Genomic DNA, 16,692 nt, shown 5'->3' on the forward strand with positions numbered 1-16,692 from the left:
AGGAAATATGGATTGGACATAATAAGCTTCGAAAAATTCTTAGAAGAAATAAACAGTCTCGCAAAAGAAGAGGCAAAGAAAGAGAGAATAATACTATAGACAATTCAACATGACAATGCCAGATTAGAAAATATTTTAAATTCTTCCAAAAACCTCCTAAGGGGTTTCACCATGAGGGGGGATCGACTTTGCTAAACTTCCTAGATCCGCAATTCTAGTTCTACAAGCACTAGACAGGCCTAAATCTTCTCGAGAATTGGCAAAAGCGACAAACCTTTCTGAAAGAACCGTTAGATACGCATTAAAAATCCTGAAAGAGAATGGTATTGTGAGGGAGATCTTTCTCCTCGAAGATGCCAGAAAGAGAGTGTACACCATAAACAATACAACGAACCTAGAGCAACTCAAGGAGTCCATCGAGGTCAGTGCGCTCTAGCTCCTCCTCAAACTTTATACCCAACTCCAATATCTCTTCGGGGGTTATAACGTCCTCTGCCCCCTCGGCATTTATCCCAGGACAGCTTTCATCATAATATAACCAAAACTTCTCCCCATTTACCTCAATTGGCTTCTCTCCTTCAATTCCAAGAGGCTTTCTGGATACCATAAACGGGTATATCCTGCATATTAGAGGCCTATACGGGTGAACTTTACACATTCCAGTTTCCGGATCATGAAATACACACCCCAAATCCCACTCCCTAATCGAAAGAACAAACCTAATCTTTCCATTCTCTATGGAAAACGTAAGAAAATCTTGAGGATCATAACCAGCATCGACTAACCTCTTTATATCCCCCAAAGTTAAGTAAACATGCCTTCCCCTGCAACAGTCTAAACAAAATAAACATTTAAACCGAACAGGCTCAACGAATGGTTTTGGTTTGAACCTCATCCTCCTTAACCTCGCTCACGATTCTCAAACCCTGGCCTAGAAGGAACATTGCATAACCAAACTCTGCTCTGTCCTTATATTCAGAGTCTATAGCTTCCATAATTCTACTCACACTATCAAGCTTTCCATCAACTAAAAGCATTATCTGCTTAGTAACAAACATTGCAATCTCCTTCGCCTTCCACTCTGGAATTCCAAGGGCTTCGTTTATTGTTTCACTATCGTGCCTAAACTCCATGCCCGACACCTAAGTATTTAGGTGAGCGTCAAATTTATCACTCTTTCCATAATCAGCGTATCTCCTGTCGAGCCTCTTACTGACATATGGACCATCCTTCCTGTACCCAAACTTCCTATAGTACTCCCTCACACCAACCCCACTTATGACGAGCATCTTCTTAGCATCAAACTCCTCCCTTGCAATTCTTTCTGCCTCAGCCAGTAACTCTCTTCCATATCCGCGATGTTGCCACTCATATTTGGGCTTCTCCCCTATTGGAACCAAAGGTCCATACACATGAAGCTCCCTAACTATAGCTGAGGGGCAACAATTTATCTCCTTCCTATGAGCTCTCTCACTGGGAATCCTCAGCCTTAGAAATCCTATCAGAATGTCATTCTTAACATCTTCAAAACTGAGGAATATTTCCATCCCGCCAGCGGCTTCATAATCTTCCCTAAGCAACTTTATGTGCTCAACCTCAGGCACTTTTCCAAACTTTTGCATCTGATGCCCAACTTCCCTAAAGCGAATTTCTCTTGGCCTGATCCCTCTCTTTATTAATTCTTCAAAGACTAGCTGACCCAGGTTTGAGTGCTTAACACCGGCAACTATCAGATGAGCAGGTATGTCTCTCTGAATCCTCATTACCCTAACCCACTTTGGAAATATTTTATATGCCTCAACCAGAAGCTCCAACGCCTCCTCAGTTGTATATGGCTTATAGAGACCGGCCTTGTACCAAGCATATAGGGGAGCATCCCTCGTAACGAGGGTGGGATATATCTTTAGCATGTCCGGTCTAAATCGTGGGTCTTCAAAAATAGTCTTAAATGTGTATAGATCCCTCTCAAAGTTGCTCCCAGGAAGACCAGGCATTATATGGTAGTTTATCTTAAGTCCAGCATCCCTAAGAAGTTGTGTGGCCTTCACGATTTCCTCAACGCCGTGACCCCTCTTGGTTCTCTCATGGATGAAATTGAATATAGTCTGAACTCCCAGCTCAACCCTTGTCGTTCCAAAGGAGAGCATCCTATCTATCTGCCTCTCAAAGGCCCAGTCAGGTCTTGTTTCGATTGTCAAACCCACCATTCTAACTTTAGCCTTCTCGTTCTTCCTCTGTTCGTCTTCAAGGTAGTAGTACTTTTTCCTGTGTGTCCTTTCCCAGGCTTTCTTAAACTCTGGGTCTTCTTCAAGAACAGACTCGTCTCCTTGAAGAATAAATCTAACTAACTTTTCTTCGAGGTTGTCTATATCTTTGAAGTAGGGGAAGTCATTCATAGCCTTGAATGCACACTTTATAAACCACTCTTGATAATCAAGGTCAACGGCTGGAAAAGTTCCCCCTTGAATTATAACTTCAACTTTATCTATTGGATGACCAATATCGTAGAGTTGCTTCAATCTCGCCATCATTATTATGTACGGATGATAGCCATATTGAGCAGCCCTAAGTGCAGAGGGCTCCTTTCCAGTATAGCTTTGAGGTGATCCAACGGAAGGACCCCCAGGACAGTAAATGCATCTCCCATGAGGGCATGGAAAAGGCTTTGTCATCATCGCAACTACAGCAACGCCACTAATAGTCCTCGTCGGCTTCTTCTTAAGGAGATCCCTAAACTCTTCCCTTCTTTCCTTAGGAAGAGCTCTCCAGATCTCAGAGTTCCTCGGAAGTCTAGAGAGATGATATTTCCTAGCAACCTCTATCTTTATCTTGTTAAGTTCCTCCCTATCTCTAATCCTCCCTTCAAGTAGAAGGTCAACAATTTCTTTAATTGCTTCCTCCTTCATTGCTGGCAACTCTGTCTAGGGGGCTCTTAAAGGTTGAGGAAAGATTTTAAAAATATAAAATTACTACTTTTGTATGGTGTTATTGATATGAAAGGCAAGTTAATCTTAATTATACTTATAATAGTGGCCACTCTTGGATGTATTTGGAGTAGTGAGAAAACTGCAACAATCAATGAAAATTTAAAAGCAACATTGTCAATAACCAACTCCCCCACCCCTTCAAAGGAGTCAGCAGAGGCTAGCTATCCAGGTTTGACATTAGAAGTTCCAAAAGAAATAGCTGACGACGTGGTAGGATACATCAAGAAACTTGATGTGCAAAGAGTAAGTATAAGAGTAGAGCTTAAAGAAAACAGAGAGCTCCTCGTAAGTGGAGGCTTCGACCTCTATGTAATAAAGCCAACTGTTCAACCAAAAAACTTTAGGATAAAAATTGAGGGAAGCCCCGGAATCGTGGTAACTCCCTCAGCTATACTTAATATCCTGGTAGAGCATGAAGGAAAGCTGTACTTTGGAGAACTCAGAGTGAAAAACGTCACCAATGAATCGACATTTGAATTTTCAGTGGATGTTAAAGAATTGCGGAGCATTCAAGACGAGAAACTTCTGGGAACCCTCAACATCAATGGCGTTATGATAGACGTTTACATAAAACCGCTAGAAAACAATACTGCCCAAGTATATGCCGTGTATAATGGAGAAGACGTTGGAAGAATGTTATTCAAGTATTCGAGCTGATAACATTAGTTACTCTCCAAGGAGATTTCTCAATTTATATGTCCACGCTTACAGTACCAGTACTTTCACTTCCTTAGAAGCAAGGTTAAGTAATGCTTGAATAAATCAATGATTAACAAAATCTTAGGGATTACAACCCCAAGTTTACTAGTTGTATCCCTAAGGAGCAATGTATTCATCAGCTTACTGTGTTACTTTCCTTTCTTTTGACTTGTTCTCTTCGCGAAACTTGATTCTGAAAAAATTTATACTCGAAAAAAAGAAAGAGAATTTACTCATAGTAAAAGGAAAAAGTTTATATAGTAAAATGTTCAAATTTGTTATGAAACTCACTGGGGGCAAGACATATGAGATGGAAGCCTCTGTTGGACGTTCTAAGTGCCAAGGTTGGATTTGATGTAACTAGAGGTTTTACCCAAGTAGCTGAATACCAAGCAATTGTTCAATATGATGGGCAATACGTCGAGATTTTCTATGCAAGTGTCTACGATAAATACAAGGTTATCCAACGACACTATGTTCACATTGATGGTAGGACTTATGCGGGAGAGACAGCCACAGTATATGCCTTAAAGTGGAAACGCTTTTATTTCCCAGTAATAAGAAGGGATGGTAATATACAATGAAAGGCAGAACTGTCATTGTGATAAGTGGAATACTTTTAACTGCGTTATTTATATATTACACCACAAATGCCCATGAATCCTGGGAACTCCAAAGAAAAGAGCTTTTTATATCCAACATCACCGGCTACGTCGCTGGATACTTAAACGAAACAATTAGCCTAAATGTTTACTGGATAAAGGTCGGAGATACAGACTTCAATGCCACAATTGGGGTTAGAGGGCTTCCCTCCTGTCTCGGCGCGGATGGAGTAAGTCTTACTGGAGATTATGATTACGCTAACTCGGAGATAAAGGAGATAGTCGTGAGCGTAAAGGTAACCCTCAAGGAGTCTGGCCACTGTATTATGAAAGATGCATATCTAGAGATAAAGGAGGGCAACCAGACCAAAAAAGTATCACTAGGAAATGTAGAGTTTGAGATATTGGAGCCTACAAATAAGAAAAGCCTAAAGATAAAGTCTTACATAGGCGGCTCTGTTGGCCCAGAACCCTCAATTCCAACTCTCATGTATACTCTCTTCAACCCGTTTAATGAGTCTGTTGAGATACTAAACGTGACGTTTGACATCCCAGGCCTTCAGATTTCCAATTTTAAACCCAGGGAGATCCCTCCTGGAAAGACAGTTAATCTCACGATAACCCTCGTGAACACGACAGAGCTGGGTAACTTGTATGTAATCAAGCCCCTCATCGTCTACAGGGTAGGAGAAGAAATCCAAGTAATACCAGCTGAAACTTACTACTATGCAACGATTCCAGGTGAGAATACGCTACTCAAGATGTTTAAAGACTAAAAAGGGCACATTATCTTTTATAATCTTTAGTCTTTTTCATTTCCCAAGTTTATTATCATTAGCAACGGTTTTTGACCTTCCAAAAATTAGAGCCAGCTCCTCTCCCCATCTTTGAGCGTCAATAATGGTTTTCTTGTTCTCATTAATTAGCCATCCTCTAAAAATCTTCTCATCAATTACATCTCCCTTTATTTTTTCCTTTAAGAGTCCAAGATACTTTCTCTCAGCGTACCTCCTTCCAACAACTCCAAAAATATCAGCCATACAAACAATAAACACGGCAACCACTTTATCCTTTAGCCCATTGTTTTCCTCTATGAACCTTAGAACTTCCGGGAGGGGTCTCTCGTAATATATCGGGGATCCGATAACTATGAAGTCGTCAAGCTCTTCAGGGAGTTTTCTTTTCAAGTTTACGATATTTTCCTCTCCCATCCCCCTAGCTATGGCAATTGCAATCTTTTCTGTAGATCCCCTTCTGGTTGAATAGATTATCATGTCTCCTCGGAAACCTTAAAGGTAAATCTCTTTATCAATGATGTGGTGGTGGCTAATGTTTTACATTGCCAGTGAGAAGGATATAAAAGAAGGTAGGACTACCGACGTTTACTTTATAAGAACCAAGAAAATCCTTGAAGCTAAAGGAATAAAAAAGAAGGTCTTCGCTGACGTTACAACGACATCTCTTCCAGAAAACTGGAAGTGGGGGGTTCTTGTTGGAGTTGAGGAAGTTGCAAAGCTCCTCGAGGGGCTGCCAGTAAATGTCTATGCAATGCCTGAAGGGACAATCTTCCACCCCTACGAGCCTGTTCTTCAAATTGAAGGAGACTATAGGGATTTTGGGATTTATGAGACGGCCCTGCTAGGAATGCTGAGTCAGGCAAGTGGAATAGCAACCGCCGCCCTTAGGATAAAAATAGCTGCAAAGTTTAAGCCCGTGTACTCCTTTGGTATAAGACATATGCACCCAGCTATAGCGCCAATGATAGATAGAGCTGCATTTATTGGAGGATGTGATGGTGTATCTGGAGTCCTCGGAGCAGAAATGATAGGGGAAAAGGCCGTTGGAACAATGCCTCATGCCTTGATAATAACTGTCGGAGATCAAGTCAAAGCCTGGAAGTATTTCGATGAAGTTATAGAGGAGGAAGTTCCACGAATAGCACTAGTTGATACATTCTATGATGAAAAGATCGAGGCTGTTATGGCCGCAGAAGCATTAGGGAAAAAACTATTTGCCGTTAGACTAGACACACCCAGCTCAAGAAGGGGGAACTTTAGGAAGATAATCGAGGAAGTTAAATGGGAGCTGAAGGTTAGAGGATACGATTGGGTCAAAATATTCATTTCAGGAGGGCTAGATGAAGAGAAAATTAAGGAAATCGTTGATGTTGCAGATGCGTTTGGAGTTGGAGGAGCTATTGCAAGCGCCAAACCAATAGACTTCGCTTTAGACATAGTAGAAGTTGAAGGAAAACCAATAGCGAAGAGAGGGAAGCTCAGTGGAAGAAAGCAGGTGTATAGATGTGAAAATGGCCACTACCATGTCGTTCCTGCAGATAAAAGGCTTGAGAGATGTCCAATATGCAACTCCAAGGTTGAGCCTCTCTTAAAGCCCATAATAAAGAACGGAGAAATCGTTACAGAATTTCCAAAGGCAAGAGAGATCAGAGAATACGTCCTTGAACAGGCAGAGAAATTTAACCTACAATTAGAATGAATGAAAAGGAAAAGAAATCAGGCCTCCTCGATGCTAATAGCGCTAACTGGACAGGCTTCCATTGCTTCCTTGGCACAGTTGTAGAGTTCCTCGTCCTCTATTACTTCTACCTTTGGCTGAGCCTTACCCTCGTCGTTCATCTCAAAGACGTCTGGACAGAGGCTTGCACAGATGGCATCTCCAATACAGGTGTCTTGGTCAACGGTTACCTTCCACGCCATCGGCCATCACCGTCTTTACCTAAGCCAGAGTAAATATAAACCTTTCGTATTGCTTTCGAATTTTGAATCCCCTTTTTCTCAAAAACAAAAAGTTTAAATCCCAAAGTTGAAAATTAGGGAAGCCTAAGTTGATTTTCTTGTTAGGTATTCGTGGATTGCTTTTGCTGCTTTTCTTCCGTCTCCCATTGCTAGGATTACTGTTGCTTCTCCCCTGATTGCGTCGCCACCAGCAAAAACCCCAGGAATAGAAGTCATCAAATTCTCATCAACAACTATCGTCCCTTTCTCAGTAACCTTGAGTCCTGGTGTAGTCTTCCATAAAATCTTATTAGGCACCTGGCCAATCGCTATTATTACTGTGTCTGCTTCTACGGTTATGTATTCTCCCGTGCCCACTATCTTTCTCTTCCCCCTAGCATCCCTCTCCTCAAGAGGCTTCATCTTCTCAAACTTCACAGCCTTGACCCTACCCTCCTCATCACCAATAAACTCCACAGGATTCACAAAAAACATGAACTTAACACCCTCTTCCTTCGCATGTTGAACTTCCTCAATCCTCGCAGTCATATCTTCTTCTCCACGACGATACGCTATCGTAACTTCTGCACCCAGTCTTAGAGCAGATCTGGCAGCGTCCATTGCCGTATTACCCGCTCCAATGACAACAACTTTCTTTCCAACTATTATGGGAGTGTCATATTCCGGGAACTTGTAAGCCTTCATGAGATTAATTCTAGTCAAAAACTCATTAGCCGAGTATATACCGTTAAGGTTTATTCCCGGAATATTGAGGAGCTTTGGAGTTCCTGCCCCAGTCCCAATAAAGACGGCATCATACTCCTGAAGAAGCTCGGGGATTGTGACAGTTCTACCAACTATATGGTCAGTCTTAATTTCCACACCAAGTATTTGAAGCTTTTTCAGCTCTTTTCTCAAAATCTCCTTTGGCAACCTAAACTCTGGAATGCCGTAAGCAAGAACTCCTCCAGGCTCGTGAAGGGCTTCGAAGATTGTTACTTCGTAGCCCATTTTTGCTAGTTCTGCTGCACAGGTTAAGCCTGCAGGCCCAGCACCAATAACAGCAACCTTCTTCCCATTTTTCTGGATTTTAGGAACCTCCTCCATCAACAACTCATCATCTATTCCCCTCTCCCTAGCGTAGTCTGCTACGAATCTTTCGAGTTTTCCAATGTTTACTGGATCCCCAACCTTACCCACAACACAAACACCCTCACACTGATCCTCCTGAGGACAAACCCTACCAGTAATTGCGGGTAAAGAATTACAAGCCCAAATAACTCTCAAGGCCTCCTTAACAGCCAGGTAAGGATTATCCTTATGCTCTCTGAGCTTCGCTATAAACCCGGGAATGTCAATATGAACTGGGCATCCTTTGATGCAGGGTGCGTATTCTTTGGGGCATTGTAAGCATCTCTCAGCCTCCTTCAAAGCCAACTCCCAAGTATAACCAAGATTAACCTCACCAAAATCCCTAACCCTCTCCTCAACAGGCCTCTCAGGAGTAGGAACCCTCTCCTTGATAAGCTTAGGCACTCACATCACCCCCTTAGTCTTGAGCTCTTCAAGATATTTCTCTAAGGCAATTCTCTCAAGTTTCGAGTAGAATCCAACTCTGTGAATTAGTTCATCCCAATCAACTTGATAGGCATCAAATTCTGGCCCATCAACACATGCAAACTTCACTTCCCCGTTAACTCTAACTCTACAAGCACCACACATTCCCGTTCCATCCACCATAATTGGGTGAAGATCGACTCTCATTGGAATTCCAAATTCCTTTACAACTTCGAAAACTGCTTTCTGATCTCCTGGAGGACCAACCATAAAGACTAAGTCCCAATCTTCCTTCTCCAGAAGTTCCCTAACTTTCTCAACAAGCCTTTTCGTTACGTACCTCATGTTAACCTTGAAGTCAAATCTTGGGTTTAATTTAACTGGCTCAACTATGTGCCTTGAGACAGCTTTCTCCAAGTATTCCTTTAGGAGAACCATCGGCTCAAATGTTACATGGAGTGTTGTTACGTCGTTGCCTATTTCTTGCCATGCCTTAGCTATTGGATAAACTTCCACTATTCCTGTATAGGCTCCAATTGCAAGAACTTTGCCAAATTTCTCCATTGGAGCAGGATTGCCTAAAGGACCCGCAACGTTCAATATATAATCCCCCTCGCTCAGCTCAAGGGCCATTTTCATCGTTGTTTTACCTCTAGTAAAGGCTATCAGTACTATCCAGCCCTCTTCCCTGTCCCACATTACTGGAGTCAAAGGAATTCTCTCACCGTTTGGAAACGCCCTAATGATGACAAACTGTCCTGGTTGCACCTTTCTGGCTACATGAGGTGCGTGAATCTTATACCAAGTGTTTCTCATAGCAATCTCTCTCTTTTCAAGGATCTTATACACTATGAACACCTCCGTTCAAATGAACATCTTTGAACATTACATAAGGTTTTGAACATTTTGTGCTTATAAAATTATTGTAAACTAAAGGTTGACATCTCTACTTAATGCTGGAGATACTCAAAACAAATTAATGAAAATTTAGGATAGATGTTAAGTTATTGTGTTTAACAAAAAGAGACTTAAAGCAAGACAATTTCCTTCGAGTGATGGTGAGAATTTACATAGAGAATTACGGATGTGCGAGAAATAGAGCAGATGGGGAGATGATGGCTGCCCTGCTTTACTTAGCGGGGCATGAACTTGTTAGTGACGAGAATGATGCTGAAGTAGTTGTCGTAAATAGTTGTGCTGTTAAAGACCCAACGGAGAGAAAAATTGCAAGGAGGATAAAGGAACTCCTAGATGAAGGAAAAAAAGTTATAGTCACGGGATGCCTACCTCACGTCAATCCAGACGTTATAGATGAGAGAGTTTCCGCGATTTTGGGCGTTAAAAGTATAGATAGAATTGTGCAAGCAGTTGAATATGCCTTAAGAGGGGAGAAATTAATAAGTGTACCCGACTGGAAAAAGAGGAATCTTGACAAGCTTGACTTACCTAGACTTTCACCCAGGGGAGTTCATTTCATTGTTCCAATAGCCGAAGGCTGTCTAAACGCATGCACATACTGTGCAACGAGACTCGCAAGAGGCGTTCTCAAGAGTTATTCTCCAGAAAAAGTCGTTGAGTGGGTGAAGTGGGCTATAAGACAAGGATACAAGGAGATATGGCTCTCCGCAGAAGATACTGGATGTTATGGGTTTGACATAGGGACTAACCTTGCAAAGCTTCTTGACGAAATAACCTCGATAGAAGGGGAGTTCAGAGTTAGGGTTGGCATGATGAATCCAAATCATGTAATGAAATTCCTTGACGAACTAATTGAAGCTTACAAGGACGAAAAGATATACAAGTTTCTCCATCTCCCAGTCCAGAGCGGAGATAATGAAATTCTAAGGAAGATGGGAAGGACTTACACAGTTGAAGAGTTTGAAGAAATTGTGAACGCATTCAGGAGAGAGTTTCCAGACCTTAATCTCCATACCGATATAATAGTGGGCTTTCCTGGGGAGAGCGAGGAGGCATTTCAAAAAAGCGTTGAGTTGATAAAGAGGATAAGACCCGATAAGGTCAATGTGTCACGTTATTCCCCAAGACCTGGAACCATAGCAGCAAAGTGGAAACAACTTCCAGGGTGGATTGTAAAGGAGAGATCTAGAATAATGCATAGAATAAGGCTACAGATAAGCTATGAGATTAATCAAAGATACATTGGAAAGAAGGTAGATGTCCTAGTTCATGGAGAGGGTAAGAAGGGAAACATAGATGCAGTAACAATGAACTACAAGCATATAATCCTTCCCCATGGAGAAAAAGGGGAGTTTGCAACTGCAAAAGTTAAAGGAGCTACATCAACATATCTTTTAGGTGAGATAGTTAGCTAAGGTTTTTAATAACTTATTCCAAAATTATTCTGGTGAGGTAAATGGGGAAAAGGTTGCAGGCTCACAATATCAGGATAAGAACGTTCATTCATGCTACAGAAGACCCTGAAAAAGTTTTGGAGGCCTTGGAAACATTATTCCCCGAAGATATTTCGGCAAAGGATGTCGAGTTTGAAGTCATAGAAACAGAGGGCTACTTTGGAAACCCAATTCTTGTCGTGGATGCTGAACTTAGGCACTCAAGAAATGTAAGAAAATTCCTTGAGAATCTCAGAAATCTCCTAAGTGAAGAAGATAGAAAATACCTCTGGGAGCATGCGGAGGAAAAAGTTGATGAAACAGGAACTTTTTACATAAGATTTGATAAGCAAAAGGCATATTTGGGAGAGGTAAAGGTGAGTGAAGGCGAGGATGTAATACACGTAAGGATAAAGGTAAAAGCATTCCCAATGAAAAAAGAGAGTGTAGTTAAAGCCGTAAGAGAGTGGTTGGAGGGTGAGGAGTGAAGTTCATTGAGATGGATATTAGGGGTGAGGATGCATATAATTTTGCTAGAGAATTCTTCGACGATGTTGTATTCTCGTATGAAGTCCCTCCCGGAAAGCTCGAGAAGGAAGAGCTAAAAAAAGTAAAGGATGTATATGGTAAAGTTGCAATAGTCCTTGTAAATCCTCAACCTTCAACAGTAAAAGAAGCCCTAAGGTTCAAGCAGAATTACCTGATTTACGTCGAATCTAAGGATCTTAGGGTTGTAAGGTATTCAATTGAAAGAGGCGTCGATGCAATAATATCCCCCTGGGTCGGAAGGAAGGATCCCGGACTTGATCACGTTCTGGCAAGGATGATGAGTAGAAAAAACATTGCCCTTGGGTTTTCTCTGAGACACCTGTTAGGAGTAAACTCATATGAAAGGGCAAACATGCTTAAGTTCATGATAAAGGCGTGGAAACTCGTGGAGAAATACAAAGTTCCAAGGTTTATAACGAGCTCGGCAAAAGAGAAATGGGAAGTGAGAGGGCCCAGGGACTTAGCAAGTTTGGGAATAGCACTTGGCATGGAGATCCAACAAGCAAAAGCATCACTTTCTACATATCCGGAGATCATCCTGAAAAGGCTTAAATAATATCATCTCACAATTTTAGTGATACAGTATCTGGACACAATTACCCAAAATGAGAACAGGCTAAAAGTTAGGGAGGGTGGAGGGTTGGACATAGATCTTCTCTTGTCAACTCCTGAAGAACTCGAAAGGGAGGGATACAAGAAAATAAAGGAAGGTAAAATTAAAGACGGTGTTAAAATGCTTGTGAGAGCAGCAAAACTCTACGAAGACAAAGGAGAGATCCAAAAAGCTGCAAGCTTGTATAAAGAGGCTGGGGTAATACTAAAGGAGAGGCTCAATCTTTATGAACAGGCGAAACCTCTAATGCTCAGAGCAGCTTATCTATACATAAGGATTATCGAGAGGGAGATAGACAAGAATGAAGTAAACCTAGAAAGACTAACATCTTCTTGTCTTAATGTAATTGAAGCGTTTACGTTTTTAGGAGACTCAAGAAATCTAAAGAAATATGCTAGAGAGTTCGCAAAGATGTATGAGGATCTGGGAGCTAATTATGAGGAGGCTGGTGAGATAGAATCTGCCATAGTCGCATATGAGTCAGCATATAGGTATTATGACCTATTAAACGACAAGGAAAGCCTTGAGAAGATAGCAGGTAGACTTGTTGAGATATTTGGAAACATAGCAGAGGAAGCAATAGCAGAAGAAAGATATGAGGACAGCGGAGAAGCTTTTGAGAAAGTTGCAAACTATATAAAGACTATCTTTGGCTACGAGGAGAGGTACAGAGAACTAATGGAAAATGCCGGGAAACATTATGAAAAGGCTAGCAAACTAGCATATGCAGAGGGAGATCTTGAAACAATGACAAGACTACTTCTAAAAGCTCAGTATGCATACCTCCTCGCTAGGAATTTTAACAGGGCAAACCTCATTGGTGTTAATCTAATAAAGATGCTCAATCAAGTTATTGAAAACTATAGGAGGTCTGGAAGGTTTGAAGTTGTCGGAGACAAGTTGCTTGAACTTGCAGAGGCCTTAATTGGTCTAGGAAAGTTTGAGAATGCTATGAAAGCCTACACAGAAGCTCTTGAGGAAACTGAAGGGAGAGTAGATTTGAGGGCCAGAATAAGAGTCGCAATAATTAAGTACCTTGCGGCAAAAGACATGAGTCTAGAGCTCTTAAGGGTGCTCGATGCTGTAGATTTCCTGATAAAGCATGCAAAATTCTTAGATGCAATTGAACTGGCAGAAAATGCTATTAGGGAGTACGAAGAAGGGGAGGAAATAATAAAGGCACTCTACAAAGCCGAGGGAATATCCCTCAAGTAAACCATCTCTCGATCAGATAACCCTTCTCCCTGAGAAATACTCTAGCCCTTTCCCTGATAAGCTTTTCAGCCTCCATCGTACTCATATCCATGGTTCTCATTACGAAGTCCGCAGTTTTTGCGAAGTATAATGGTATCAACGGTTCTGCATTTGATATCACACCATTCTTGTAAGCTACTGCACCATCAAAGAGAACATGAGCCCAGAGATCATCCGGGAACTCAAATGTCCTTATTGCCTCTTCCACATGCTTGAACGTTTCGTCGGATAGAACTCTCTTTAAAACTTCTTTCTCTTTCTCCCATAATTCCCTTGCCCTCTGCTTAAGCAACTCCAAGGTTACCTTAACTGCCTCAGGCTCTCCTTTAACTTCTTCTCCCCAGGTTTCAACTGGCTTTATATCTCTCACATCCTTCCAAGCATTCTCGTACCTTTTCATTAGCATGAAGAGGGTTCCTACGACCTGGTTGAACATTGGACCTAATGAAGCCGCTGGATCCTTCGGATTGTGAATCTTCATACCGAGACTAACTTGAATGACCTTCCTCCTGTTCGCTATTGCTGTAGTTGTGAGGAATATGTCCACACCAAACCTTGCAACATCCGTCTTCCAGACTTCCTCGTTTTCCAAGTATATATCAAGCATCTTTGAGCTTATCCCAAAGTCCCCTCCAATCGGTTGCCTAATGTCAACCCCGTAAAGAGAAGCTGTCATAGGGTAGGCTATGTTGTTTGTAATCGTCCCGTCCCACTTATGTCTTAAATACAGGGGAGCGACAAAGTCATAGCCATCTTCTATAGGCTTGGCAAACTTGTAAATCCATTCTGGGGTTATGCTTCTCAAGTCACTATCAACAAACACAACAGCATCAGCATCCCTCTCCCTGGCAAACTCCATGATCTCCTTCATAGCACTTCCTTTCCCCGGAATCGGCCACTTGTAGACAAAACTATGAACTTCAACTCCCTCTGGAACCTTGGTTGATAGTACTACATCCCTAGTACCATCAGTACTCCCACCGTCTGCATTGACTATAATCCCTCCCCCAAAATACTTCTTTAAGCCCTCAGCGGCTTGCTTCACTACATACCCTATAGTATCGGCATTGTTATAGCTAGGTATTCCGACTACTACTTTCATCTTCACCACCTCCACATATAGCCTCCCGAAATATCTTTTTAAAACTTTCAGTAACTAAATCCTCCGTTAAGGGAACCTAAAAGAGTTTGAACTTTTTATGATCAACGAAGTCATTTAGATGTCTATTTTTGACATTGAAAAGTGACCGTCACTTTTTTTAACCTTAACTAATTCTAAGTAGTAATAGGTGGGTCACCATGCCAGAGAGACTAAAGGTAGGCGTGGTAGGCTGTGGTAACATCTTCAATCTCGCACATAAACCCGCATTAAAGGCCATGAGGAAAACCGTGAAAGTAGTTGCCGTTATGGACATAGATGAGGAGGCAGCAAAAAAAGCTGGAAAGGAGCTGAATGCAAAAGTGTACACGAATCTTGACGAATTTTTAGAGGAGGATATGGACGTTGTAGAAGTGCTAACGCCAACATACACTCACAAGGATATCACAATAAAAGCTCTAAAGGCTGGAAAGCATGTGATCGTTGAAAAGCCAATTGCTCGGACTATAGAAGAGGCAAAAGAAATGATAAAAGAAGCCGAGCAACAGGGATTAAAGTTATTCGTAGGTCATGTAAGGAGGTTTGACAAGAGATGGATACAGATAAAGGACGTCATAAAATCAAGGAACATCCTGCCGATGCAGATCAGAAAAACTGAAGTACAACACCTTCCATTTCCAGCGGATTACTGGTATTGGGATGAGAGTAAGAGCGGAGGCGTCGCCGTCGATTTAGGAGTCCACGTGACAGATTTCCTCAGATGGTTCTTTGAAAGCGAGCCCATAGAAGTTTTTGCCGCTGGAAAGGCAATTAGAGGGGAGGCAAGAGTAAACAAGACGTATGACCACGTTATAATGTTCATAAAATTCGAAGGAGACAAAACTGGAATAGCCGAGGTTAGCTGGAGCTATCCACTCCCAGCTAAGTACGGAGTGTTCTACCACCACTTAGATATAATAGGTAAGAACGGAAGGATAAGGTACACTCCCCTTGATACTCCAGTAGTTGGAGTTGTAAAGAGCACCTTCGAAATGCCAAGGTTCTCTCCAATGCTATCAACCTTCCCAGAGGCATTTGAAGCTGAGCTCAGACACTTCTTCGAATGCATCAGGAGCGACTGTGAGCCAGTAGTTACAGCAAAAGACGCTTTGATAGCCCTTTACATAGCCGAAAAGGCCAGAGAGAGTATCAGGAAGGGAGAACCTGTAAAACTCGACATCAGCGAGGTGATGTGAAATGGTTAGGTTCGGTGTAATTAGCTATGCTCACCCCCATGCAATTAGATATGCATCCACAATAAGAGCGAGTAGGAGGGCAAAGCTTGTTGCAATTTCGGGAGATGGAGCAAACTCAAACGTTGCAAAAGTAGATGCAAGAAAATTCGGAGCAAAATTCTACCAAACTTATGAGGAGCTACTAAAGGACAAAACCGTAGAAGCAGTTTACATAGCAATCGAAACTTACAGGCACAAAGAAGTCGCAATTAGAGCTGCCGAGGAAGGAAAGCATATACTGTTAGAGAAACCAATAGCACTAACAATAGAAGATGCAAAGGAAATAATCAAAGCAGCAAAAAAGGCTGGGGTCAAGCTCATGGTACCCTTCAACCCAAGATTCACCCAGCCACTAAAGAAAGCCAAGGAAATGATAGTTAATGGGGAAATTGGAAAGCTAGAATACATCTATGCAATATCAGAGTACGTGAAACCACCGATGTTTCTGGAAGGGCTCGACACAAGCTGGTTCTTCGATGAAAGGAAGAGCGGTGGGGGAGGGTTCATGGACACAGCACCTCATGGGATTGACTCATTATTCTGGCTAACAGAGAGTGAACCAACAAGAGTATATGCAGACATAGGATCAAAGATATGGGGATTTAAGGTAGATGATATAGGAACGGCCCTCATAGAGTTCAAAAACAACGTTGTTGCACTGCTAACAGCAGGGTGGGCAAATCCCAAGGGCTATCCCTACGGACTTGAGATGAAGTACTACATCGTTGGAGATGACGGCTTCCTCGACATAAGAACTGCATACCCAGACTTTACAGTCTACCAAGAAAGAACAGAGAAAATCTACTGGGAGAGGCCAGATGTTGAAGGTATAATAAACGCATTCATTGATGCAATAATCCAAGACAAAGAGCCACCCATAACTGGAGAAGATGCTCTTAAGAATCTAGCAGTAGTTCTAGCCGCCTACGAGTCATCAAAAACAGGAAAAGCAGTAAAAATAAAGCTCTAATT

At 41.9% G+C, this 16,692-nt stretch carries 19 protein-coding genes; 11 read left to right on the plus strand and 8 right to left on the minus strand.

Annotated elements, in window-relative coordinates; translation table 11 throughout:
- Positions 1–256 precede the first annotated feature (256 nt).
- Positions 257–436 carry an HTH domain-containing protein gene (locus tag PY04_RS09410; protein ID WP_237710124.1) on the plus strand — a complete coding sequence of 60 codons (180 nt, stop codon included), beginning with the start codon at positions 257–259 and terminating at the stop codon, positions 434–436.
- Here the strand turns inward: PY04_RS09410 and PY04_RS00010 are convergent.
- The 3 genes from PY04_RS00010 to PY04_RS00020 are packed head-to-tail and all read right to left on the minus strand — an operon-like array spanning position 395 to position 2,906.
- The gene (locus tag PY04_RS00010; protein WP_014733135.1) at positions 395–895 is read right to left on the minus strand and encodes a YkgJ family cysteine cluster protein; all 501 of its coding nucleotides are present in this window, start codon (positions 893–895) and stop codon (positions 395–397) included. The two genes, PY04_RS09410 and PY04_RS00010, sit on opposite strands and share 42 nt — an antisense overlap.
- Positions 867–1,133: a hypothetical protein gene (locus tag PY04_RS00015; RefSeq protein ID WP_048055828.1), complete on the minus strand. Its 267-nt coding sequence runs from the start codon at positions 1,131–1,133 to the stop codon at positions 867–869. Before PY04_RS00015 ends, PY04_RS00010 begins: the two co-directional genes overlap by 29 nt.
- Before the next feature lie 9 nt (positions 1,134–1,142).
- Positions 1,143–2,906 carry a tRNA uridine(34) 5-carboxymethylaminomethyl modification radical SAM/GNAT enzyme Elp3 gene (locus PY04_RS00020; RefSeq protein ID WP_014733136.1) on the minus strand — a complete coding sequence of 588 codons (1,764 nt, stop codon included), beginning with the start codon at positions 2,904–2,906 and terminating at the stop codon, positions 1,143–1,145.
- An 87-nt stretch (positions 2,907–2,993) separates the two neighbouring features.
- Here PY04_RS00020 and PY04_RS00025 point away from each other — a divergent pair, with 87 nt between their 5' ends.
- From PY04_RS00025 to PY04_RS00035, 3 genes are all read left to right on the plus strand, one after another.
- Positions 2,994–3,644, plus strand: coding sequence for a hypothetical protein (locus PY04_RS00025; RefSeq protein ID WP_014733137.1), 651 nt, complete (start codon positions 2,994–2,996; stop codon positions 3,642–3,644).
- A gap of 347 nt (positions 3,645–3,991) precedes the next feature.
- Positions 3,992–4,270 carry a hypothetical protein gene (locus PY04_RS00030; protein WP_048055829.1) on the plus strand — a complete coding sequence of 93 codons (279 nt, stop codon included), beginning with the start codon at positions 3,992–3,994 and terminating at the stop codon, positions 4,268–4,270.
- Entirely contained in the window at positions 4,267–5,064 is a 798-nt protein-coding gene (locus PY04_RS00035) for a hypothetical protein (protein WP_014733138.1), read from the plus strand. Before PY04_RS00030 ends, PY04_RS00035 begins: the two co-directional genes overlap by 4 nt.
- A 36-nt stretch (positions 5,065–5,100) precedes the next feature.
- Here PY04_RS00035 and PY04_RS00040 read toward each other — a convergent pair whose 3' ends face one another.
- Complete coding sequence (locus tag PY04_RS00040) at positions 5,101–5,562, minus strand: flavodoxin domain-containing protein (protein ID WP_014733139.1); 462 nt, start codon at positions 5,560–5,562, stop codon at positions 5,101–5,103.
- A gap of 55 nt (positions 5,563–5,617) precedes the next feature.
- On the opposite strand from PY04_RS00040, the gene PY04_RS00045 reads away from it, so the two are divergent.
- Positions 5,618–6,784 (plus strand): nicotinate phosphoribosyltransferase, encoded by a 1,167-nt coding sequence (locus PY04_RS00045; protein ID WP_014733140.1) that lies wholly within the window; start codon positions 5,618–5,620, stop codon positions 6,782–6,784.
- A gap of 17 nt (positions 6,785–6,801) precedes the next feature.
- On the opposite strand, the gene PY04_RS00050 is transcribed toward PY04_RS00045, so the two are convergent.
- The 3 genes from PY04_RS00050 to PY04_RS00060 form a co-directional block, all read right to left on the minus strand.
- Positions 6,802–7,005, minus strand: coding sequence for a ferredoxin (locus PY04_RS00050; RefSeq protein ID WP_014733141.1), 204 nt, complete (start codon positions 7,003–7,005; stop codon positions 6,802–6,804).
- 123 nt (positions 7,006–7,128) lie between these two features.
- Positions 7,129–8,559 carry an NADPH-dependent glutamate synthase gene (gene gltA, locus PY04_RS00055; RefSeq protein WP_014733142.1) on the minus strand — a complete coding sequence of 477 codons (1,431 nt, stop codon included), beginning with the start codon at positions 8,557–8,559 and terminating at the stop codon, positions 7,129–7,131.
- Positions 8,560–9,429 (minus strand): sulfide/dihydroorotate dehydrogenase-like FAD/NAD-binding protein, encoded by an 870-nt coding sequence (locus PY04_RS00060; protein ID WP_048055830.1) that lies wholly within the window; start codon positions 9,427–9,429, stop codon positions 8,560–8,562.
- A gap of 206 nt (positions 9,430–9,635) precedes the next feature.
- On the opposite strand from PY04_RS00060, the gene PY04_RS00065 reads away from it, so the two are divergent.
- The 4 genes from PY04_RS00065 to PY04_RS00080 all read left to right on the plus strand — a co-directional run bounded on the left by PY04_RS00065 (position 9,636) and on the right by PY04_RS00080 (position 13,308).
- Positions 9,636–10,913 carry a tRNA (N(6)-L-threonylcarbamoyladenosine(37)-C(2))-methylthiotransferase gene (locus tag PY04_RS00065; RefSeq protein WP_048055831.1) on the plus strand — a complete coding sequence of 426 codons (1,278 nt, stop codon included), beginning with the start codon at positions 9,636–9,638 and terminating at the stop codon, positions 10,911–10,913.
- A gap of 41 nt (positions 10,914–10,954) precedes the next feature.
- Positions 10,955–11,419, plus strand: coding sequence for an RNA-binding protein (locus tag PY04_RS00070; protein ID WP_014733145.1), 465 nt, complete (start codon positions 10,955–10,957; stop codon positions 11,417–11,419).
- A gap of 11 nt (positions 11,420–11,430) precedes the next feature.
- Positions 11,431–12,036: a Ribonuclease P protein component 3 gene (locus PY04_RS00075; protein ID WP_014733146.1), complete on the plus strand. Its 606-nt coding sequence runs from the start codon at positions 11,431–11,433 to the stop codon at positions 12,034–12,036.
- 177 nt (positions 12,037–12,213) lie between these two features.
- The gene (locus PY04_RS00080; RefSeq protein ID WP_014733147.1) at positions 12,214–13,308 is read left to right on the plus strand and encodes a hypothetical protein; all 1,095 of its coding nucleotides are present in this window, start codon (positions 12,214–12,216) and stop codon (positions 13,306–13,308) included.
- Here PY04_RS00080 and PY04_RS00085 read toward each other — a convergent pair.
- The gene (locus tag PY04_RS00085) at positions 13,301–14,449 is read right to left on the minus strand and encodes a glycosyltransferase (RefSeq protein ID WP_014733148.1); all 1,149 of its coding nucleotides are present in this window, start codon (positions 14,447–14,449) and stop codon (positions 13,301–13,303) included. The genes PY04_RS00080 and PY04_RS00085 overlap by 8 nt on opposite strands.
- A 197-nt stretch (positions 14,450–14,646) precedes the next feature.
- Between PY04_RS00085 and PY04_RS00090 the strand changes: the two genes are divergently transcribed.
- Complete coding sequence (locus tag PY04_RS00090) at positions 14,647–15,681, plus strand: Gfo/Idh/MocA family protein (protein ID WP_014733149.1); 1,035 nt, start codon at positions 14,647–14,649, stop codon at positions 15,679–15,681.
- Position 15,682: 1 nt separating this feature from the next.
- Positions 15,683–16,690, plus strand: coding sequence for a Gfo/Idh/MocA family protein (locus PY04_RS00095; protein WP_014733150.1), 1,008 nt, complete (start codon positions 15,683–15,685; stop codon positions 16,688–16,690).
- Positions 16,691–16,692 lie beyond the last annotated feature (2 nt).

The sequence above is a fragment of the Pyrococcus sp. ST04 genome (assembly GCF_000263735.1).
Lineage (GTDB): Archaea > Methanobacteriota_B > Thermococci > Thermococcales > Thermococcaceae > Pyrococcus.

Bases quoted from the DNA above. Each gene is read 5' to 3' on its own strand.
- PY04_RS00065 (WP_048055831.1), top strand. From the start codon at position 9,636: ATGGTGAGAATTTACATAGAGAATTACGGATGTGCGAGAAATAGAGCA.
- PY04_RS00085 (WP_014733148.1), bottom strand. From the start codon at position 14,449: ATGAAAGTAGTAGTCGGAATACCTAGCTATAACAATGCCGATACTATA.
- PY04_RS00035 (WP_014733138.1), top strand. From the start codon at position 4,267: ATGAAAGGCAGAACTGTCATTGTGATAAGTGGAATACTTTTAACTGCG.
- PY04_RS00025 (WP_014733137.1), top strand. From the start codon at position 2,994: ATGAAAGGCAAGTTAATCTTAATTATACTTATAATAGTGGCCACTCTT.
- PY04_RS00075 (WP_014733146.1), top strand. From the start codon at position 11,431: ATGGATATTAGGGGTGAGGATGCATATAATTTTGCTAGAGAATTCTTC.
- PY04_RS00050 (WP_014733141.1), bottom strand. From the start codon at position 7,005: ATGGCGTGGAAGGTAACCGTTGACCAAGACACCTGTATTGGAGATGCC.
- PY04_RS00030 (WP_048055829.1), top strand. From the start codon at position 3,992: ATGAGATGGAAGCCTCTGTTGGACGTTCTAAGTGCCAAGGTTGGATTT.
- PY04_RS00010 (WP_014733135.1), bottom strand. From the start codon at position 895: ATGAGGTTCAAACCAAAACCATTCGTTGAGCCTGTTCGGTTTAAATGT.
- PY04_RS00015 (WP_048055828.1), bottom strand. From the start codon at position 1,133: ATGGAGTTTAGGCACGATAGTGAAACAATAAACGAAGCCCTTGGAATT.
- PY04_RS00070 (WP_014733145.1), top strand. From the start codon at position 10,955: ATGGGGAAAAGGTTGCAGGCTCACAATATCAGGATAAGAACGTTCATT.
- PY04_RS00080 (WP_014733147.1), top strand. From the start codon at position 12,214: ATGCTTGTGAGAGCAGCAAAACTCTACGAAGACAAAGGAGAGATCCAA.
- PY04_RS00040 (WP_014733139.1), bottom strand. From the start codon at position 5,562: ATGATAATCTATTCAACCAGAAGGGGATCTACAGAAAAGATTGCAATT.
- PY04_RS00045 (WP_014733140.1), top strand. From the start codon at position 5,618: ATGTTTTACATTGCCAGTGAGAAGGATATAAAAGAAGGTAGGACTACC.
- PY04_RS00095 (WP_014733150.1), top strand. From the start codon at position 15,683: ATGGTTAGGTTCGGTGTAATTAGCTATGCTCACCCCCATGCAATTAGA.
- PY04_RS00020 (WP_014733136.1), bottom strand. From the start codon at position 2,906: ATGAAGGAGGAAGCAATTAAAGAAATTGTTGACCTTCTACTTGAAGGG.
- PY04_RS00090 (WP_014733149.1), top strand. From the start codon at position 14,647: ATGCCAGAGAGACTAAAGGTAGGCGTGGTAGGCTGTGGTAACATCTTC.